This is a genomic window from Kineosphaera limosa NBRC 100340 (assembly GCF_000298215.1).
GTDB classification, from domain to species: Bacteria; Actinomycetota; Actinomycetes; order Actinomycetales; family Dermatophilaceae; genus Kineosphaera; species Kineosphaera limosa.
On the sequence record NZ_BAHD01000075.1, the window covers coordinates 14,746 to 31,765 of the forward strand.

Below are 17,020 nucleotides of genomic sequence, written 5' to 3' on the forward strand. Positions count from 1 at the left end.
AGGCCGACGTTTCGGCCACTCGAATCTGCAGGATCCCGGGCCCATTCCAGGAGGACGACGGTGAGTGCATCTACGAGCGGCAAAGGCATGTGGTGGCTGCTGGCGGTTCTTCTCGTGGTGCTCGCCGCGGCGATAGTCCTCGTGCGCCAGAACTCTCTGCGTCCCTCGGCCCTCGAGCAGCTCCCACCGGTGCCCGTCGCCACCAGTTGGCAAGAGATGCCGGTCGCCTCGCCGCCACCGCAGGGCATCACCGGCAGTATCGAGTCGCCAGTCGATGAGTCGCAGGTGCAGAGGTGCGCGAGGATGACGGGCACGGTGGTCCGGCCGACGGGCAAGACCGTGATGACCGCGATGCGCAATCTCGATAACGGCGACCCGGCCTGGTACGGCGAGAAACTGCTCGAACAGCCGGAGCCCGGTTCGAGCGGCAGGTGGACCGGGATTCAGTACTTCGGCAGTCAGAACTCCTCGGTCGGGCAACGTTACGAGGTCGTGCTCGCCCTCATCGATGCCGACATCGTCTTCACCGACGACCTGGCCGCCGACGACCTAGGTGCCTTCGCCAGATCCGGCCTCGAGGTGGCGAAGGTGACATACGAGCGCATCTCGGGGGTGCCGGACGACCTGTGCGAAGGGCCGTGACCTTCGTTCTGCCTTTCCCGGGTTCCCTCTCATGTGCCCCTCGCCAGCCGTGCGAAAGAGTGACCACTCCGTCGCTGTGATGGCTCTCAGGCAGTGGGCGACTGGAACGTTCGGGGGCTGCATCGACGGGGGTCACCCCGGTGTCGGCTCCTCGCCCACTGGCTGAGCTGGACAGAGGGGCACAACATGAGCAACGCACTTCCGGCGCCCCCACAGCGTCGCTCCACGACCGGCAGGGCGCTCATGGCGGTCGCCCGACTTGGCGTCGTGGCGGCTGTGACCTTCTTCGTCATGACGAACCGCCCGGCCGGCCAGCCGGCCGAAAGCGCACCCCCGCCGCCGGCACCAACTCAATCGGCAACGGCTACAACGCCCGACCAGGCAGCACCGGTCGATCCAGAGGCCCGATCGGGCGTCCGCAGGTCGGGCCGGCTGGTCATGGTTCCCGGCGAGACCTACTCACTCGACAGCAAAGACGATCCGCAGTGGCAACAGGGACGTGCTCGGGGAGACATCGAGCTGCTGCATGGCTACCTCGCTCTACCGTTCGGCTCGAAGGCCAAGATCGTGCTCGCCGACCGGGAGTGGCCGGACTGCGCGCAGCAGCAGGGCTACGGGACGGCGCGCATCGCCCTGAGCGATCGGGACACCGGACGATTCCTGTGTGTTCGAACGAGGGACGGGCGGTTCGCCGAGCTCCATCTGACCAGGGTCGACCTCCGGCCCAATGGCGTCGAGGTTGCCGCCTATCACTTCGACGTGACCGTTTACGACTCGCCGGAGCCCTGAGGTGTCATGAGCCCCAGCCCGACCGTCCATGGGTGGGCAGGGCTGCCGGTGACGAGAACGACCTCGTCGGGATATCTCTGAGGGACTTCGGGGGAACCCCGACCGACCACGGTCGGCCCCGAGGCTCGGGGGGTAGATCATGGTCACCGCGGACGCCTTCGACCGACTGTCTCGACGCGAGCGCGAGATTCTCGCCCTCATCGCCGCGGGCAGATCCAACGCCGGCATCAGCGACGACCTCTTCGTGGCGCAGAAGACCGTGGAGAGTCACATCGCCAGCATTCTCACGAAGCTCGACATCCCGCGAAGCCGCTCCCACAACCCGCGCGTGCTCGCCGTGCGGGCCTGGTGCCGCGAAGTGGACTGCCCGCGCGGCGACTATGCGCCGTGACGTAGCGGATTCTCGACGTACTCGGACAGGACGTCGGAAACCGTCCGAGGCGCTGACCTGCGGCGATGCAACTTGCGTAGAAAAGGGCGCATCGCCAGTACGTCGAGAATCCGCTACGCCCGCCGACGGCACCGGTGCGTTCCCGCTCAGACCCACTCCGCGACACGCGCAGGGCGCCCAGCACGCGGCTCGTCGGAGCGGTCGATGCCGTGCGGCTCGCTGGTGTACACGTGGTGCTCTATCCCGTCCGGGTCGCTGAAGAGCAGCAGCCAGCCCGTCGTCGCGAGGATCTTCGGCGAGTGATCGACGCCCAACTGGTCGAGGCGCTGCATCCAGGCGTCGATGTCGGCTTCGCCGGTGACCGACCACACCGCGAGGTTGAATCCCGACACCCCAGCTGCGTGACCGGGCGACTCGCGCAGGGCGAGCCCGTCGGGCAGACCCGGCAGGTCCATCGCAAGACCGCGCACGACCCCGTCTTCGATGTCGGCGAACTCCAGCACCGGGGTGGCACCGAAGACCCGGTGGTACCAGCGCGCCGAAGCCCGTAGATCACGAACCGGGAGCTTGATGAGCTTGATTCCGGTGATGCCCGTCATGGCGGCTTCCCCTCGACTAATATTCGATGCAGTAAGACTGCACCCAATATGAAGAGGATGTCAATGGGCAAACGGGCCTACAGATCCGACCGTCGGGAGGCGGACGCGGCGGCGACGCGCGCGGCGATCCGCGCGGCTGCCACACAACTGTTCATCGAGCAGGGGTACGCGATCACCACCCTGCGGCAGGTCGCCAAGGAGGCAGGCGTTGGCGAGCGCACACTCTACGCGGCCTTCGCGTCGAAGTTCGACCTGTATCACCACTGCCTCGACGTGGCCATCAGCGGCGACGAGGATCCCGTCGCGGTCCGCGATCGGCCCGGCATGACAGACCCTCTCGCGGAGCCCGACCCGGCCGCCGCGCTGACGGCGGTCGTCGACTACGGCATCGAGCTGCTCGAACGCGCCGGAGACCTGATCTGGGTGGGCGTCGAGGCCGCCGGCGCCGACGAACGCATGAGTGAGTTCTCGCGAGCCGGCCGACGGGAGACCCAGGCGGTCATGCTCAGGTTCACCACGACCCTGGCGGAGCGGGATGCCCTACGCCCCGGGCTGGACGCCGCGCGCGCGGCCGACGTGCTGCACCTGCTGGCTTCACCACACACCCGCCGCGTCCTCCGACGCGACCTCGGCTGGCGTGTCGAGGAGTATCGGGAGTGGCTACAAGGGGCCGCGGCCCAGCAGCTGCTCCCCTGAGACGATGAGCGATGTCGCCTCCTGGAACCGAACGAAGTTCAGGTGTGGAGGCGTATCCTGCGGCGACCCAGGCTCTCACCCTCGCCGTCTAGAGAAGGTGTCGACTCGGGGGCACCCGGTGCTCAGACGAGGCCGGCGTCCTTTACTAGGTGCGCGATCTCACCGGTTCCGAAGCGCCGGGCCAGTCGTGTCTTGACGAAGTCGGGACCGGGGACGTGCAGGGGCTCGTTGTCGCGGAGGCGGGCGGTCGCCTCCAGGAGGGTGCGCACGTCGTAGGTGCTGTTGAAAACCTCAGGCACCCCACGCTCTACGCCAAGGAGGGTGTAGGCCGCCTCCATGCCCGTGCGCACGGAATACTCCGTCGTGAAGATGCAGTCGCGACTGGTCTCGGCGAACTGCCCGATGAACGCGAAGTTCTCGGCACCTGCGGGCACGACATCAGGGCGGTCACCGGCCCGGCGCGGCATGAAGAACGACGTCACGTAGGGCATCATCACGGGCACGCAGCGGGCGCCGGTGGCCGCGAGCTCGGGGATCTGCTCGACCGGCACACCAAGGTGATAGAGCCACTCGGCGGTGATCTCCTCACCGGTGCACTCAGCCATGGTCTTCTTCACGAAGTCGCCGGGGCGGTCGACGAACAGGGAGTAGACCCAGACCACGACCTGATCCGCCGGCTGAGCCTTGAAATGCGGCTGCCGATTGACGGTCCAGCTGAGCAGCCAGGAGGAGTCGCGCGCGGTGACGATGCCGCCGGTGACAACCCGCCCGCCGAACGCATCGCGCTTGGCGATCCGGCGGATGTACTCGGGGATGCGCGCGTCGAGGGTGGTCACGGTGGCCGACTCCCATTTCGTCTCCTCGATCGAGGAGCAGAAGACCTCGGGGTGGCCGAACGCAGGATCCTTGCGCGCAATGCGTTTCCACAGGTCCCACGCGGAGGCGGGTCCGCGGTCGAGCCTAGCCGCGGTGTGTTGGTCGCCGTTGTCGGAGTTGTCGACGAGGGAGCCGATCGTCATGAGGAGGTAGTCGTCTCGGCGCAGCTCGGTGCTGCCCGTGACCCCCTCGCGAACCCAGTGGATGCGCGTTGCGCGCTTGCGGTCGCCGGCGAAGTCGAAGTCGACATCGGTGACGTCGGTGTCGAACTGGATCGTCACACCCTGGTCGAGCAGCCAGCGAGTCATGGGCAGCACGAGTGATTCGTACTGGTTGTACTTCGTGAACTTCAGCGCGGAGAAGTCCGGCAGCCCGCCGATGTGGTGCACGAAACGGTGCAGGTAGAGCTTGAACTCCAACGCCGAGTGCCATTCCTCGAACGCGAACATCGTCCGCCAGTAGAGCCAGAAGTTGGAGTCGAGGAACTCGCGACCGAGGACCTCGTCGATCCGCTTGCCCTCCATGCTCGCCCGAGAGGCGAGGAAGACCTTGGTCAGCTGCTTCTGGGCGGCGTCGCTGAGGCCGAAGAGACCGTCGGTGTGGGCGTCCTGGCCCTGCTTCTCGGTGACGCGCTGCAGCGAGTAGTTGGGGTCGTCCTTGTTGAGCCAGTAGAACTCGTCGAGCACACTGGCGCCCTCGATCTCCAGGCTAGGGATGCTGCGGAAGGCGTCCCACAGGCACTCGAAATGGTCCTCCATCTCGCGGCCGCCGCGAATGACGAAGCCGCGTTCCGGCTCCTTGATCCCGTCGAGCGCCCCACCGGGAAGGTGGAGCTTCTCGAGGATGGTGATGTTCGAGCCGGGAACGCCGGCGTCTCGGATCATGAAGACCGCACTGGACAGTGATGCCAGGCCGGCGCCGACGAAGTAGGCGCGCTTGTGGTCGGCGTCCGCGACAGGACGCGGCCGAGCGAAGGCCTCGTAGTTTCCGGAGCTGTAGTACATGAGATCTCCTCGAATCTGTGCAGGTGATGTGCTTGGGAAGTGACGTGGCAGTCGGGTCGCACGTGGGCTCCTCATCCCCACTTTGCCGTTCCGAGTGCGCTCAATATTGAGTGTACTCATTTTTGAGCGAAGATACAATCTGGGCATGTCAACCACCCCAGATCCACCGCAGGGACGGCGCGCCCGCGCCAAGGCCGAGAAGGGCGCGCGCATCCTCGCGGCGGCGCAACGGGCGCTCGAGAGCGTGGGCTACGACGCGATGACGATGGCCCAGGTGGCGGCCGACGCCGACGTCGCGACGGGCACCGTCTTCCAGTACGCGGCCACCAAACCTGAGCTGCTCATGATGGTGACCGCGCAGCGGTGGCACGACTTCCCCGAGACGGTCCGCGCGATCCCGCCCACGACACCGCCGGCTCAGGCGATCCGACAGGCGCTCGAGCCGCTCCTCGTCTCGTCACTGGAGCACCCGGCGACAGCGCTGTGGATCGCGCGGGAACTGCTCTTCGGCACCCCCGGGCCCCACCGCGCCGAGGTGGTCGCCCTCGTCGAGGCACTCGAGGCGGGGATCGCGGGCATCCTCGACCGGGCGGGAGGCGGCGCACGCGCCGAGACGGCCGCCCGGCTCCTCGTGTCGGGCACGCTGGTCGATGCCAACCGGACCCGCGAGGGCCGCGCCGACATCGACACCGTGGGCGAGCGACTCGAGGAGCTCATCGCACTCGTGCTCGCCGGGGCGACGCAGGAGCGGGCCGCGGAGCCCGGGGACGGCGCGTAGTGATGCGTCCATCAGCCCAGGTGTCGCCGCACGTGAACGGAGGCAGCACCAGACGAGCCCAGTGGCCTCGGCGGACGTAGCGAATTCTCGACGCACTCGGGCGAGACGTCGAAAACTGCCCGAGGCGCTGACCTGCAGCGATGCAACCTGCGTAGAAAACAGCGCATCGCCAGTACGTCGAGAATCCGCTACGAAGTCGCTCATCAGGCGCGCTCGGGCGACTCGTACGGGCGAATGGCATGTGGCAGCGAATGCGTCAAGAATCTATTGACGCCCGATAGGTGCACCGTGCAGGTGCCCGGTCCGTCGACCAGGTGGCCCGTCACACAGGGGAGTGTGGGTAACTCAGGCGTCCTCGAACAGCTCCGGCGGGAAGCCGCCGGTCGCGATCGGCCCCCACCGGGTGGGGTGGACGCGAATGAGGGACTTGCCTTGGTCCGCCATGGCCTGGCGGTACTCGTCCCAGTCGGAATGCTCACCACTGATAGCCTGGAAGTACTCGACGAAGCCGTCCGCCGCCCCCGGCATGTCGTCTACCGTGCCGTCGCCGTCGACCTGCACCCACGCACCGTCGAACTCGCCCATGATCAGCACAGACACCGCCGGGTTCCGGCGAATGTTGGCCGCCTTGGCACGCTGCGGATACGTCGAGATGAGGATCTGTCCGTCGTCGGTGAGCACACCCGTGACGAGACTGAGTTGCGGACGGCCGTCGCGCCGCGTGGTCGCCAGCACGAACTGGTGCCGACCGCGGGCGAATTCGATGAGGCCGAGCAGGTCCACGGACGTGTTCGTGGCGATGGACTGCGCCCGCCGGTCGCTGCGAGGGATCTTCTTCACGTGCCCCAAGGTAGTGAGGGTGACCCAGCCTCGCCCGAAAGGTCCGGGTGCAGCGCTGTGAGGGCGAAACCGACGCTCATTGCCAGCACCAGAATGCTGGTCACGTGCCAGCAGAAGTAGCCCATCCACTTCGCCTGTTCCGGCAACTCGCCGGACGCCAGGAGCGGCTTGGCCACCCGAGGACCACCCGCAAAGACGTGGCCGAAGAAGGTCGCGAGGCTGACGGCGGCTGCTGCCCACACCAACCCTGTGTTCATAGACCCATCCTTGCTCTGGCTGATGGTGTGCGAATGATCCGGTCCCGAGGTATCGGCGACCGGCAGCGGCCAGAGCATGTCAGGATCCGGTTCCATGACCTACTTCAGGGAGGCCGAAGCGTCGGACGCCGACATGATGACCGAGGTGCAGAACGCCATCCACCGGGCAGGGCTGCGGGAGAGTCCCGTCGACATCGCCTTCGTCAAGCAGCGGTACCTCGAGTCTGCCCATGTGCTGGCCTGCACTGTCGCGGTCGACGACGACGGGAGCGTCCGCGGCTTCCAATCCCTCTCGCGCGCGTGGCCGGGCAACCCCTACGACGTCGCGGTCGGCTGGGGTGTCATCGGCACCCACATCCACCCTGGCGCTCACCGCGCCGGACTGGGGCGGCGCCTGTTCGCCGAGACCCTGCGCGCCGTGCGGACGGCCGGGCTCGAGCACATCGACGCCACCATCGGTGAGCACAGCGCCCCCGCCCTCGCCTACTACGCCTCGCTCGGCTTCGAGCCCTACCGCTCCCTGCCCGGTGCCGTCGCGCACCGCTTCGATCTCACCGGAGGGGACAACGCGGACATCCGGGAAGGGTGAGTCCGGGCCTCCTGCAACTGGGGCAAGCCCGGCGGCCCGGCCGCGCCCTCAGATGCGTACATCGGGGCGCGTGCCGACGGGCGCCGTCCGCGGGAATGACCGACCCTGTGCACGACGGACGACGTCCGCGGACAACGACCGGAGGGGGTCACCAGCATCCACGAGCCCACCCTGAGCCAGCCGTCGTCTCGGCCGCAGGGCGCAACGAACGCGGGAGCCCGTGCCGCCGGCCGTCGCGCGGTCGTGCTCGGCGCCGGCATCACGGGCCTGCTCGCCGCGGCAGCCGCTTCCGACTGCTACGAGGACGTGCTCGTCATCGAGCGGGACACTTCCGTCGGCGGCGACGTCGACAGCGACGCGCGAGTACTCGACCGCGGCGGCGTCCCCCAGTACGGCCAGACCCACCTCATGCTGGCCGGTGGCCTGGCCGCCATCGAGGACCTCGTGCCCGGCTTCACCGCCGACCTCGTCGCCCTCGGCGCCCGCTGTGCCGATTTCGGCGAGGCGGCGGCGCTGTCCGCAGGTTCGGTGCGAGTGGCCAACGGCTCGTTCGACCTGCCGATCGTTTCCGGCAGCCGTGACATGCACGAGCGGGTGCTGCGCAGCCGAGTCATCGGCTCCGGCTCGGTGCGGCTGCGAGCTGGGGTCATCGCCCGCGAGTTGCTCTTCGATCCCGGCGATCAGAGGGTCGTCGGGGTGCGCGTGTCCAGTCCCTATGCGAACGACGAGGAGGAGCTGCCCGCCGACCTGCTCATCGACGCCTCCGGCCGGGGAACGCGCACCCATCTCGACCTGGCCGCCCACGGGTACGCGCCACCGCGTGAGGAAGTGCAGCGCATCGACCTTCGCACCACCGCACGCCGATTCCGACTCCGCGACACCGCCGACCCGCGCCATCAGCGCCTCATCGCCATCGTTCAGGCGGGAGCCGCGGGTGACCATCGGGCGGGGACTGCCCTGCACGTGCGCGAGCGGGAGTGGGCCGTCGGCCTCTCGGACTACGGCCGCACCCACCCGCCGCGGGATCTCGCCGGCTTCCGCGCCTACGCCAGAGCCCTCCCCCGCCCGGAGATCGCGGACCTGCTGGACGCCTTGGAGCCCCTCGACGCCGGATGCTACTTCCGGACGACGGCGAACGTGCGCCGGTACTACGAGGCAATCGACCGGATGCCGCACGGTCTCGTCGTGCTCGGCGACGCCCTGGCCTCCTACGACCCGGGCTTCGGGCAGGGCATGACCGTGGCCGCCCGCCAAGGCCGCACATTGCGAACGTGCCTGCAGGAGCACTCACGAGACACTGGCCCTCGCCCGCTCGCCCAGGTGTTTCAGCCCCGCGCCGCCACCGACCTGAAGGAGGCGTGGGACAACGTCACCCGGCGCCACCGCGAGATCACGGGCACCCCGCCAGGGCGGGTCCCCGCCGCGATCGGGCGGTACATCGAGTCGCTGCTGACAGCAGCCGCCGACGACCCCGGGCTATCCGCGACGTTCCTGCGCTTCGCGCACCTCACCAGACCCGTCTCCAGCCTGTTCACCCCAGCTGTCGTCTGGCGGGTCGCGCGGTCGCGTGCGGCGAGATTGCGGTCTGCAGCCGCGCCAACAACGGAGCGGGGCAAGGCATGACGAGCGGCGGCTGCTCGCGTCCGATGTCAACGGGTTGGGGACCTTGGCGGGATCACCAGGCGGTCAGGCTCTGCGGGGTCAACTCGATAACCGTGGAGTACTGCTCGGCGATGGCGTCGAGGCCCATGCCGAAGTTGACCATGGCGTCGGCGTACTTCGTGGAGTAGGCCGCCCGCAGCTGGGGGAGCCACTCGGTGAAACTGCGGTCGCTGATCGCAGCGGTGCCGTTGAGAACTACGATGCCGTTGCCGGTGGCGTCGGCGTGCAGGTGGAACAGTGCCGCAGGGTCGCGACGGACGTTCGCAACCTTGACGGTGTTCGGCTCGCTCATGACCAGAACCCGCCCATCCCACCAGAGGAACCACACGGGGACCGCGTGCAGTCGGCCGTCGCGGCGCACCGTCGCGAGCCAGCCGATGATGTCGGTCTCGAGGCGGCTGGCCACCACTTCGGCGGGAGCCTCGGAGGAGCCGAGGTCGAACGTGGGAGCACTCATGGCCTCACGATAGGGCGGGGCACAGCCGATGACTGAGTGCCGAGAGGGCCGATTCGGGTTCGCCCCGGGGCGTGCGTTGCCGCGACACCGACGACATGGACCGCCACAAAATGTTGCGGTGGCGAACTAAGTACATGCCCCCAACCTGAGCGGCCGGTCGAGCTGCCGACCTGCAGTTTTGCGCAGCCGAAAAGTCGAGCCTGCGGGGCATGTACTTAGTTCGCCACAAACCCAAATGGTCGCGCGGCTGGTGTCGTTGCCGTAGTGGCTGGCGTGGGCTGCCCGACCGAGGCTCACGAGCGGCCGAAGAGGTGTGCTGCTCGCCGCCGTCAGCGGCTGCGCAGGCGCAGCGAAGCAGTGCCGTTGAACAACATGCAACCCACCGTTGAAGGGCCCCGGGAAAGACCTCCACCGAATATTCATCGCCTCGACCGCGGGCGAGACCTCAGTAGCCGATGACCTGGAGCCCACGATCCGTTCGAAGTGCTTGCGGTTCGCCGTCAGCAGGGCCGCGTTGCCCCCGAGGGCGGTGCCGCCGATCAGCACGTCGAGCGTGCGCAGATATTTCGGCCCCAGGGCGGGGCATTCTGTCGAGATGCACCGAAGGTCTCATGACTCCGCGCAGCCAGTCCTGGCCCCGATGCAACGGAGGCCTCTCAGTCGACCGGGACGAGGATGGCGGCGGTGGGTTGGGTCACCGTTAGGGCTGGGGGCTGGTCCTGCGAAAGAGGACGACCTGGCGGTGGTGCAGCCCGGCGATGGCGAGCACGAACGGAACCGTTGCGCACCACGTGGCCGCGGTGGGGGTGAGCCAGCCCAGGTGTGGCGTCAGGAGGGCAACGACCGCGGCGATGACGGCGGCGCCGGCCAGGCCGCCGGCGACGGGCCGCGCGGCGTGGCCACCGCTGACCAGGCTCAGCCCGGCGAGCGCCACCATGATCAGCACGAGGTGGGCGATGAGCAGGCCGCCGACCCCGCCGTGCAGCAGCGACTTGCTGTCGCTGAGCAGTTTGGCCAGGCCCACCGCGAGAAAGACCAGGCCGACGTGTAGGGGCACGTGCAGCGCCGCCCACGCCACCCGACGGCGACCGCTGCCACCGGCGTCGCCACGCGCGATGACCCCGAAGTAGCCCCACCACGTCGTGGTGATGATGACGATGATGAGCACCAAGGCGCTGATGCGGAACGCGCTGAGCCCGTCGGAGTCGTCGGAGAGGCCGACCTTGACGAAGGACTCCCCCAACACGATCATCGTCAACTCGCCGAAGCGGTGCGTGTAGGTGTGCGCGGAGTCCGTGCCGGCGCGCACGAAGCGGAGCCCGACCTGGGCGACGAGGGCGACGGCCAACAGCCAGGCCACCAAGTAGTACCAGACGGGCATCAGCGGGCTGACGCCGAGCGCCGCGGCCGCCGCCGCCAATTGAACGGTGCTCACGCCGCGCCGCAGCGAGTCCCCCGGCGGTAGTGCGAGCCACACCAACGCCGCCACCGACAACAGCATCCCGGCGAAGATCAGCTCGACCTGGTCGGCAGTCTGGGCCACCGCGCCACCGGCCGCCACGGCCGCGGCCAGCACGAACCCCATCTGCACGGCGACCAGCGTTACCCGCGTAGGTCCGACCGGCATGCGGGCGACCGCCAACGACGTCACCAGCCACGTGCACCACAGCATCGTGAACGTGAAGGCCACCCACATCCCGTTGAGCAGTGTGTAGTCGATCGAGTACGAGCCGGCGAGTACGAGGATCGCGGCGACGAACGCCAAGTCGTAGAAGAGGTTGTGCCACGTGGCCTCGGGCCATGCTCGGGACCACGCGGTGGTCGGCGCCTCGGGGTGTTCTGGCCCGTCCGGAAGGTGATCCTGCACAGGTCGAGGTTACGACAGCCCGCTCAACGCCGTGGCCGCTGCGACACCCCAACGGCCAGGCCAGATGTCGTCGACACCGAGCGACTCTGGGGGCCGCAGCCGCCTTCCGAATCACGACGACGCTCCGCCAGCAGCCAGCACACACCGCTTGCTATTGACAAGTAGCTTGTGAAGAACAAGCATGTGTTCGTTGCTATCCAGCCACGTCAGCCGAGGAGCACGTCATGCCCCACCCCAGCGTCTTCGTCAACATCCCGACCACCGATCTCGACCGCTCGAAGCTGTTCTTCGAGGCGCTCGGCTACACGATCAACCCGCTGTTCACCGACGACAACGCGGCGTGCGTCGTGATCAGCGACACGATCTACCTGATGGTGCTGACCCGCGACTTCTTCGCCACCTTCACCGAGAAGGAGATCGTCGACCCGACCAAGGCCGCCCAGACCCAAGTCGCCCTGACCTGCGAATCACGTGCGGCCGTCGACGAGATGATGGCCAAGGGGCTCGCCGCGGGTGGTTCGGAACCGGTGCCGGCCCAGGACCACGGCTTCATGTACTCCCGCGACCTCGAAGACCCCGACGGCAACAACTTCGCCTACCTCTTCATGGAGCCGACCGCCGCCGACCAGGGGCCCGAGGCGTACCTGGCCGAGCAGGCGGGAAACGACAAGAACTGATCACAGCGTGGCGACACGCCCAGGCCGCAGCTACGGCCACTACAGCGGGGTAGCGCGCGCTGTCGAACTGGTGGGTGAGCGGTGGGCGCTGCTCATCGTGCGCGACTTGCTCGTCGGATCACGGCGCTACGGCGACCTCAAGGCGAACCTGCCCCGCATCCCGACCAACATCCTCAGCGACCGGCTACGCGAGCTGCAACAGGCCGGAGTGATCCGCCGCGTGCCGGTCGTGCGCGGCGGGTACGAGCTGACCGAGGTGGGCAGGGGGCTGGCCCCTGCCGTCCTGGCTCTGGAGCGTTGGGGTTGGGACCTGCTCGGCTCGCCCACCGATGACGACACCCTCACTGCGGATGGCCTGGTGATCACCTTGACCGCGGCGTTCCGACCGGCCGGCGCTCGGGGGGTGCCGCCTACTCGCTACGAGGTGGCGGTCGGCGACGCGCAGGCCTGGGCCGTCGTCGCGGACGGCCGGCTGCTCGTGCGCCCAAGCGGCCCGACCGCAGTGGCCGCGCCTGACCGCGAAATCCCTCGCGTCCCCAGTGACTCGACGCTGAGGCTCGACGTCACCGCGGAAGAGCTCCACGCCTTGCTGACCACCGGGGCGAGTCCGGCGACCTCCCCGACATCTGGCCCTCTGCTCGACCGATTCAGTCGCACCTTTCGGATCGAGTCGGCGGCTCCCGGAGGGCACGGCCGCTGAGTCACTTGGCGGGCAGGGTCGCTCGGACGAGAGACCGGCCCGTTCGGTCGTTGCCGTCGGGAACGGGTGGATCGTCTCGAACTGCGCATGGCCGATCGCCGCCCGCCCGATGACCGGGAGGTCGTCGCGCGCCAGGAAGGCGCACAGGTCGTCGATGGCGCGAGTCCCCTCAGAGCGCGCGGCGCAGGCCGGCGACCGCGTCGAGGGCGAGGTCGAGGGTGGGCTCGAATTCGTCGGCGAAGGCGAATCCCGGCTGCAGGGCGTGCCCGTCGGCGAACGCCGCGAAATGCGGATAGGCCGCGCGCGCCTGCTCGCCGAGGATGTCGGCGCCGATCTGCGCGAGCTCCCCCGGAGTCTCGAAGGGCAGGGCCACCTCCTGGAGCACGAATCCGTAGAGCTGGGCATCCAGGAGCGCGACGGCGGTCGCCGTGCCCGGTAGGTCGAAGCCGTCACGCAGGAGGCAGCCGATCACCGCGTCGTGGTGGGCCATCGTCGCCGGGCCCGGTTGCCGCCGCGAGTCCATGAGCCCCACCGCCCATCGGTGCCGCAGCAGCGCCGCCCGACCCGACACTCCTCGCCGCCGCATCTCGACGCGCCACGGCGCCCCCACCACCGGCAGGTGGATCTCGGCGAAGACGGCGTCGACCATGGCGTCGAGCAGCACGTCCTTGCTCCCGACGTGGTGGTAGAGCGACATCGCCTCGACCCCGAGCCGGGTCGCCAGCGCCCGCATCGACAGCGCGCCCACCCCGTCGGCGTCGGCGAGGCTCACGGCCTGCGCGACGACGCCCTGCCGGGTCAGGGCCGCCCGTTTGCGTGCCACTGATCTCCTCCCTCTTGCGATGCTCACCGATTGACTCACCTTACATAGTAAGGCTACCGTCGAAGAGGACGACTTACACCGTAAGGGAGAATCGCATGCGCAGGATCGTGCAGGACGGTTTCGGAGGCACCGAACAACTCCGCGTCGAGACGGCGGGCATCCCCGAGCCGGGCACCGGGCAGGTGAGCATCCGGGTCGGGGCCGTTGGGGTCGACCGCGGCACGTGGCACATCCTCACGGGGACGCCGCCCATCGGTCGGCTCGGCTTCGGCCTCCGGCGACCGCGGGCGGCCTTCCGCACGCCGGGTCGCGATGTCGCCGGCGTCATCGACGCACTCGGGCCGGGGGTCTGCGGCTGGGAGGTCGGTGAGCGAGTCCACGGCACGGCCGACGGCAGCCTCGCCGACTACGTCGTCACCTCGGTGGATCGCATCGCCCGGCCCGCACCGACGCTGAACCTCGTCGAGGCCGCGGCCCTGCCGATCTCCGGACTGACGGCCTACCAGGCGCTTCGCGACGCGGCAGTCGGCCCGGGGCAACGGGTCCTTGTCGTCGGCGCCTCGGGAGGGGTGGGCCACCTGGCCGTCCAGATCGCGGCGGCGCTGGGGGCGCACACGAGCGCCGTGTGCCGCGCCGAAAGCGCCGACCTCATGCGTGCGCTGGGCGCGTCACAGATCATCGAACGGACCTCTGCCGCGCTGCCGACCGAGGCGGGCCCCTACGACGTGGTGCTCGATATCGCAAGCAACCGGCCCCGGCGCGAGCTGCGCGCGCTGCTCACCACCCGGGGCACCCTCGTGTGCATCGGCACGGAGGCCGGCGGTCTGACCAGCGGATTGCACCACAGCATGGCCGCCGCCCTGCTGAACCCGTTCGTGTCGCACCGGCTCGTCATGCACATATCCAAGGAGCTGGGCTCCGACCTCGCCGAACTCGACCAACTGGCCGAGCAGTCCGGCGTCCGGCCCCGCGTCGGACACGTCGTCCCCTTCGAGCGCGCCGCCGAGGCGATCGACCTCGTCGGCTCGGGTCGAGCCGTCGGCAAGACCGTCGTCGAGGTGGACGGCGCCCTCTGGCAGGAGTCGCTGGAGGCTCGAGCTTCGGTCGCCACCAGCACCCCGCCGGGGGACTCGCCTTCCAGCCGGCCAGCGCCCCTCGCCTGATCGGACATCAAGGTCCTGCTGGTCCCACAACCCATCTACCGATTAGACCTTCGATGGTCTAAAGTCGACCTGTGTGGAGTGTTGACATCGAGCTCGTCGCCCAATGGCTCGCTTCGCTGGACAAGGATTCACAGGCGCAGGTGATTGCCGCCGTGGAACTCCTGGAGGATCGTGGCCCGCAGCTGGGGCGACCTGTCGTCGACACGGTCAGCCGCTCTCGGCACCGCAACATGAAGGAACTGCGCCCGGGATAATCAGGCCGCTCTGAGCTTAGGATCCTGTTCGCCTTCGATCCCGAGCGGCAGGCCATTCTGCTGATCGCCGGTGACAAGGCTGGCAACTGGCAACGCTGGTACGAAAAGAACATCCCGCTGGCCGACGACCTGTTCGACGACCACCTGCGACGATTTAAGGACAGTGAGCGTATTGATCAAGAACCTGGACGACTTCCTTGCAGAGCACCCGGTCGATCGGGAGTTGGTCGAGGAGCACAAGCAGCGCATGCTCGCCGAGATGCGCGCCTATCGCCTGCGTGAGCTGCGCGAGGAGGCTGGGCTGACACAGGCCCAACTCGCCCAGCGCATCGGCGTCGGTCAGCGTCAGGTCTCGAAGATCGAGAACGGTGACCTCGACAGCGCCAAGATCGGCACCATCCGTAATTACCTGCGGGCCGTCGGCGGCGATCTGGCCATCGAGTATGTGCTCGGAGATCTACGGGTTCAGGTCGCCTGAGATCCCTGCCGAGTGGGCCCGCGGACGATGCCTCCGCCCACGTTGATGAGCAGCGCAACCGATCGCGCGGGTCACGTTCTCCTAGCCGGCTTCGCGACCCGGAAGCGGAGCGCCCGCAGAAACGCCTCGTAGGGTTCGCTGGGGTCGTTGTCGCTCGTGCGTGCCCACGCACTAAGCCTAGGATTCGCTGCATCGAGACTTCGGATTCGCTGGCCCCCTGAGGCTCCACCGGGCTATGTCAACCAGTCCTCGACCGGCCGCGCAGACGGGTTGCGATGGACCGAGCACTATCGCGACGACACGACGCAGCTCGTGCCCGGCGACGGGCGAGTGGCCGGCCGAACCCTCACCGAAGGGATGGTCATCGACACCGACGACACGGCCTCATCCGCAGAATCCGGCCCCATCTGCGACCGTGGTCGGGTCTCACGGCGTTCACCGTCGCCATCGCTCCGAAGCTGGCGCGGCATCCCCACGTGCTATGTCGATCCAACGCCGTCGGGACTTTGCGGATCCGCCCGGACTCCTCGGGTCGCTAGGGTCCGTTCATGGCTGAACCGCTGGCGGTCGACTCCGAGGGCAACGAGCTGCTGCGGTGGTCGGCCGCGTCGACGGATCGACTCCCTCTGGTGGACACCGTGGTGCCGATGCCCTTGTCCCTCATGGTCGCCACCAGAGGGACGCAGGTGCTCATCGTCTACAACCGACGGCGCGGCTGCTGGGAGCTGCCCGGCGGCATGATCGAACCCGGGGAAGGCGCCCGGCACGCAGCCGAACGCGAGTTCCTCGAGGAGACGGGGCAGCCCTGTCGCAACGTCCACCCGGCCGGCGTCGCGACCTTCCGGCTCAGACCCGATCACCGCCTGGAGCATGCCGCCGTGTTCCGCGGAGAAGTGCACAACCCCGTACCCTTCGAGCCGACCGAGGAGATCGAGCAGATCGCCTGGTGGCCCGGCTCACCGCTTCGGGGGATGGCAGAACTCGACGCCTTCATCGCCCGCGCTGTTGCCATGCGGGTCGAGGCTTCATAACCGGTCCCGCAGACCGCCCAGAACCACCCGAAAGGCCCCACATGATCCCGCTAACCGTGGACCAGATCGTGATCGACAGCCGGCACCCAGAGGAGAGCGCCCGGTTCTGGGGAGCGCTCACCGGCTCACCCTGGGGCACGAGACCTGACGGTTGGGCATGGGTAGAAGCGACTCCACGGCTCTCCTTTCAACCGGTCCCGGAGCCGAAAACAGGCAAGTCCCCGGTCCACCTCGACCTGCGCACCACGGACCCCGATCGGGCCGCGGATCAAGCCGTCGGGCTCGGCGCCACGGTGCTCAACTCCTTCCACGACGACCAGGGCTACGTCATCGTCATCGCAGACCCCGAGGGACTCGAGTTCTGCCTCACCTGCCCTGCAGGACTCGCGGACGACTGACAAGCGCACACTCAGCCTCAGAACATCAGCAAGGCCAAGGAGTTGGCCG

20 protein-coding genes and 1 pseudogene are annotated in these 17,020 nt (G+C 68.3%); 14 read left to right on the forward strand and 7 right to left on the reverse strand.

Going from position 1 to position 17,020, the window contains the following annotated elements; translation table 11 throughout:
- The first annotated feature begins 60 nt into the window (after window positions 1-60).
- The 3 genes from KILIM_RS17820 to KILIM_RS17830 all read left to right on the forward strand — a co-directional run bounded on the left by KILIM_RS17820 (window position 61) and on the right by KILIM_RS17830 (window position 1,822).
- Entirely contained in the window at window positions 61-642 is a 582-nt protein-coding gene (locus tag KILIM_RS17820; RefSeq protein WP_006594128.1) for a calponin homology domain-containing protein, read from the forward strand.
- A gap of 276 nt (window positions 643-918) precedes the next feature.
- Window positions 919-1,431 carry a hypothetical protein gene (locus KILIM_RS17825; RefSeq protein WP_157551808.1) on the forward strand — a complete coding sequence of 171 codons (513 nt, stop codon included), beginning with the start codon at window positions 919-921 and terminating at the stop codon, window positions 1,429-1,431.
- A 139-nt stretch (window positions 1,432-1,570) separates the two neighbouring features.
- The gene (locus KILIM_RS17830; protein ID WP_006594130.1) at window positions 1,571-1,822 is read left to right on the forward strand and encodes a helix-turn-helix domain-containing protein; all 252 of its coding nucleotides are present in this window, start codon (window positions 1,571-1,573) and stop codon (window positions 1,820-1,822) included.
- 146 nt (window positions 1,823-1,968) lie between these two features.
- Here the strand turns inward: KILIM_RS17830 and KILIM_RS17835 are convergent, their stop codons facing one another.
- The gene (locus KILIM_RS17835; RefSeq protein WP_006594131.1) at window positions 1,969-2,421 is read right to left on the reverse strand and encodes a VOC family protein; all 453 of its coding nucleotides are present in this window, start codon (window positions 2,419-2,421) and stop codon (window positions 1,969-1,971) included.
- A 48-nt stretch (window positions 2,422-2,469) separates the two neighbouring features.
- On the opposite strand from KILIM_RS17835, the gene KILIM_RS17840 reads away from it, so the two are divergent.
- The gene (locus tag KILIM_RS17840; protein ID WP_083876246.1) at window positions 2,470-3,117 is read left to right on the forward strand and encodes a TetR/AcrR family transcriptional regulator; all 648 of its coding nucleotides are present in this window, start codon (window positions 2,470-2,472) and stop codon (window positions 3,115-3,117) included.
- 122 nt (window positions 3,118-3,239) lie between these two features.
- Here KILIM_RS17840 and KILIM_RS17845 read toward each other — a convergent pair whose 3' ends face one another.
- Window positions 3,240-4,997: an oleate hydratase gene (locus tag KILIM_RS17845; protein WP_006594133.1), complete on the reverse strand. Its 1,758-nt coding sequence runs from the start codon at window positions 4,995-4,997 to the stop codon at window positions 3,240-3,242.
- A gap of 145 nt (window positions 4,998-5,142) precedes the next feature.
- Between KILIM_RS17845 and KILIM_RS17850 the strand changes: the two genes are divergently transcribed.
- Complete coding sequence (locus tag KILIM_RS17850; protein ID WP_006594134.1) at window positions 5,143-5,775, forward strand: TetR/AcrR family transcriptional regulator; 633 nt, start codon at window positions 5,143-5,145, stop codon at window positions 5,773-5,775.
- Between the two features lie 345 nt (window positions 5,776-6,120).
- Here KILIM_RS17850 and KILIM_RS17855 read toward each other — a convergent pair whose 3' ends face one another.
- A complete protein-coding gene (locus tag KILIM_RS17855; RefSeq protein ID WP_006594135.1) occupies window positions 6,121-6,615 on the reverse strand; it encodes a PPOX class F420-dependent oxidoreductase in 495 nt (164 codons plus the stop codon).
- Complete coding sequence (locus KILIM_RS17860; RefSeq protein ID WP_006594136.1) at window positions 6,612-6,968, reverse strand: hypothetical protein; 357 nt, start codon at window positions 6,966-6,968, stop codon at window positions 6,612-6,614. Before KILIM_RS17860 ends, KILIM_RS17855 begins: the two co-directional genes overlap by 4 nt.
- Here KILIM_RS17860 and KILIM_RS17865 point away from each other — a divergent pair.
- Window positions 6,967-7,461 carry a GNAT family N-acetyltransferase gene (locus KILIM_RS17865; protein WP_006594137.1) on the forward strand — a complete coding sequence of 165 codons (495 nt, stop codon included), beginning with the start codon at window positions 6,967-6,969 and terminating at the stop codon, window positions 7,459-7,461. The two genes, KILIM_RS17860 and KILIM_RS17865, sit on opposite strands and share 2 nt — an antisense overlap.
- 243 nt (window positions 7,462-7,704) lie before the next feature.
- On the forward strand, window positions 7,705-9,084 hold the full coding sequence (locus tag KILIM_RS17870; RefSeq protein ID WP_006594138.1) for an NAD(P)/FAD-dependent oxidoreductase: 1,380 nt from the start codon (window positions 7,705-7,707) through the stop codon (window positions 9,082-9,084).
- A gap of 52 nt (window positions 9,085-9,136) precedes the next feature.
- Here the strand turns inward: KILIM_RS17870 and KILIM_RS22725 are convergent, their stop codons facing one another.
- Both KILIM_RS22725 and KILIM_RS17880 read right to left on the reverse strand, forming a co-directional pair.
- Window positions 9,137-9,580 carry a pyridoxamine 5'-phosphate oxidase family protein gene (locus KILIM_RS22725; RefSeq protein WP_006594139.1) on the reverse strand — a complete coding sequence of 148 codons (444 nt, stop codon included), beginning with the start codon at window positions 9,578-9,580 and terminating at the stop codon, window positions 9,137-9,139.
- Between the two features lie 700 nt (window positions 9,581-10,280).
- Window positions 10,281-11,447 (reverse strand): low temperature requirement protein A, encoded by a 1,167-nt coding sequence (locus KILIM_RS17880; RefSeq protein WP_006594140.1) that lies wholly within the window; start codon window positions 11,445-11,447, stop codon window positions 10,281-10,283.
- A 224-nt stretch (window positions 11,448-11,671) separates the two neighbouring features.
- Here KILIM_RS17880 and KILIM_RS17885 point away from each other — a divergent pair, with 224 nt between their 5' ends.
- A complete protein-coding gene (locus KILIM_RS17885; RefSeq protein ID WP_006594141.1) occupies window positions 11,672-12,124 on the forward strand; it encodes a VOC family protein in 453 nt (150 codons plus the stop codon).
- Window positions 12,125-12,131: 7 nt separating this feature from the next.
- Window positions 12,132-12,824, forward strand: coding sequence for a winged helix-turn-helix transcriptional regulator (locus KILIM_RS17890; protein WP_006594142.1), 693 nt, complete (start codon window positions 12,132-12,134; stop codon window positions 12,822-12,824).
- Between the two features lie 169 nt (window positions 12,825-12,993).
- On the opposite strand, the gene KILIM_RS17895 is transcribed toward KILIM_RS17890, so the two are convergent.
- Complete coding sequence (locus KILIM_RS17895; RefSeq protein WP_006594143.1) at window positions 12,994-13,647, reverse strand: TetR/AcrR family transcriptional regulator C-terminal domain-containing protein; 654 nt, start codon at window positions 13,645-13,647, stop codon at window positions 12,994-12,996.
- Window positions 13,648-13,742: 95 nt separating this feature from the next.
- On the opposite strand from KILIM_RS17895, the gene KILIM_RS17900 reads away from it, so the two are divergent.
- The 5 genes and pseudogenes from KILIM_RS17900 (at window position 13,743) to KILIM_RS17920 (ending at window position 16,971) form a co-directional block, all read left to right on the forward strand.
- Window positions 13,743-14,810 (forward strand): NAD(P)-dependent alcohol dehydrogenase, encoded by a 1,068-nt coding sequence (locus KILIM_RS17900; RefSeq protein WP_006594144.1) that lies wholly within the window; start codon window positions 13,743-13,745, stop codon window positions 14,808-14,810.
- A gap of 152 nt (window positions 14,811-14,962) precedes the next feature.
- Window positions 14,963-15,346 (forward strand): annotated as a pseudogene (locus tag KILIM_RS24150) (type II toxin-antitoxin system RelE/ParE family toxin).
- On the forward strand, window positions 15,228-15,542 hold the full coding sequence (locus KILIM_RS17910) for a helix-turn-helix transcriptional regulator (RefSeq protein WP_255247686.1): 315 nt from the start codon (window positions 15,228-15,230) through the stop codon (window positions 15,540-15,542). Before KILIM_RS24150 ends, KILIM_RS17910 begins: the two are co-directional and overlap by 119 nt.
- A 548-nt stretch (window positions 15,543-16,090) precedes the next feature.
- The gene (locus KILIM_RS17915; protein ID WP_006594147.1) at window positions 16,091-16,573 is read left to right on the forward strand and encodes an NUDIX hydrolase; all 483 of its coding nucleotides are present in this window, start codon (window positions 16,091-16,093) and stop codon (window positions 16,571-16,573) included.
- A gap of 56 nt (window positions 16,574-16,629) precedes the next feature.
- Window positions 16,630-16,971, forward strand: a complete 342-nt coding sequence (locus KILIM_RS17920) for a VOC family protein (RefSeq protein ID WP_051988873.1) — start codon at window positions 16,630-16,632, stop codon at window positions 16,969-16,971.
- The last annotated feature ends 49 nt before the right edge of the window (window positions 16,972-17,020 follow it).

Coding starts and splice junctions, on each gene's coding strand:
- KILIM_RS17860 (WP_006594136.1), bottom strand. CDS start 6,968: ATGGAACCGGATCCTGACATGCTCTGGCCGCTGCCGGTCGCCGATACC.
- KILIM_RS17915 (WP_006594147.1), top strand. CDS start 16,091: ATGGCTGAACCGCTGGCGGTCGACTCCGAGGGCAACGAGCTGCTGCGG.
- KILIM_RS17900 (WP_006594144.1), top strand. CDS start 13,743: ATGCGCAGGATCGTGCAGGACGGTTTCGGAGGCACCGAACAACTCCGC.
- KILIM_RS17830 (WP_006594130.1), top strand. CDS start 1,571: ATGGTCACCGCGGACGCCTTCGACCGACTGTCTCGACGCGAGCGCGAG.
- KILIM_RS17835 (WP_006594131.1), bottom strand. CDS start 2,421: ATGACGGGCATCACCGGAATCAAGCTCATCAAGCTCCCGGTTCGTGAT.
- KILIM_RS17845 (WP_006594133.1), bottom strand. CDS start 4,997: ATGTACTACAGCTCCGGAAACTACGAGGCCTTCGCTCGGCCGCGTCCT.
- KILIM_RS17850 (WP_006594134.1), top strand. CDS start 5,143: ATGTCAACCACCCCAGATCCACCGCAGGGACGGCGCGCCCGCGCCAAG.
- KILIM_RS17840 (WP_083876246.1), top strand. CDS start 2,470: ATGAAGAGGATGTCAATGGGCAAACGGGCCTACAGATCCGACCGTCGG.
- KILIM_RS17865 (WP_006594137.1), top strand. CDS start 6,967: ATGACCTACTTCAGGGAGGCCGAAGCGTCGGACGCCGACATGATGACC.
- KILIM_RS17885 (WP_006594141.1), top strand. CDS start 11,672: ATGCCCCACCCCAGCGTCTTCGTCAACATCCCGACCACCGATCTCGAC.
- KILIM_RS22725 (WP_006594139.1), bottom strand. CDS start 9,580: ATGAGTGCTCCCACGTTCGACCTCGGCTCCTCCGAGGCTCCCGCCGAA.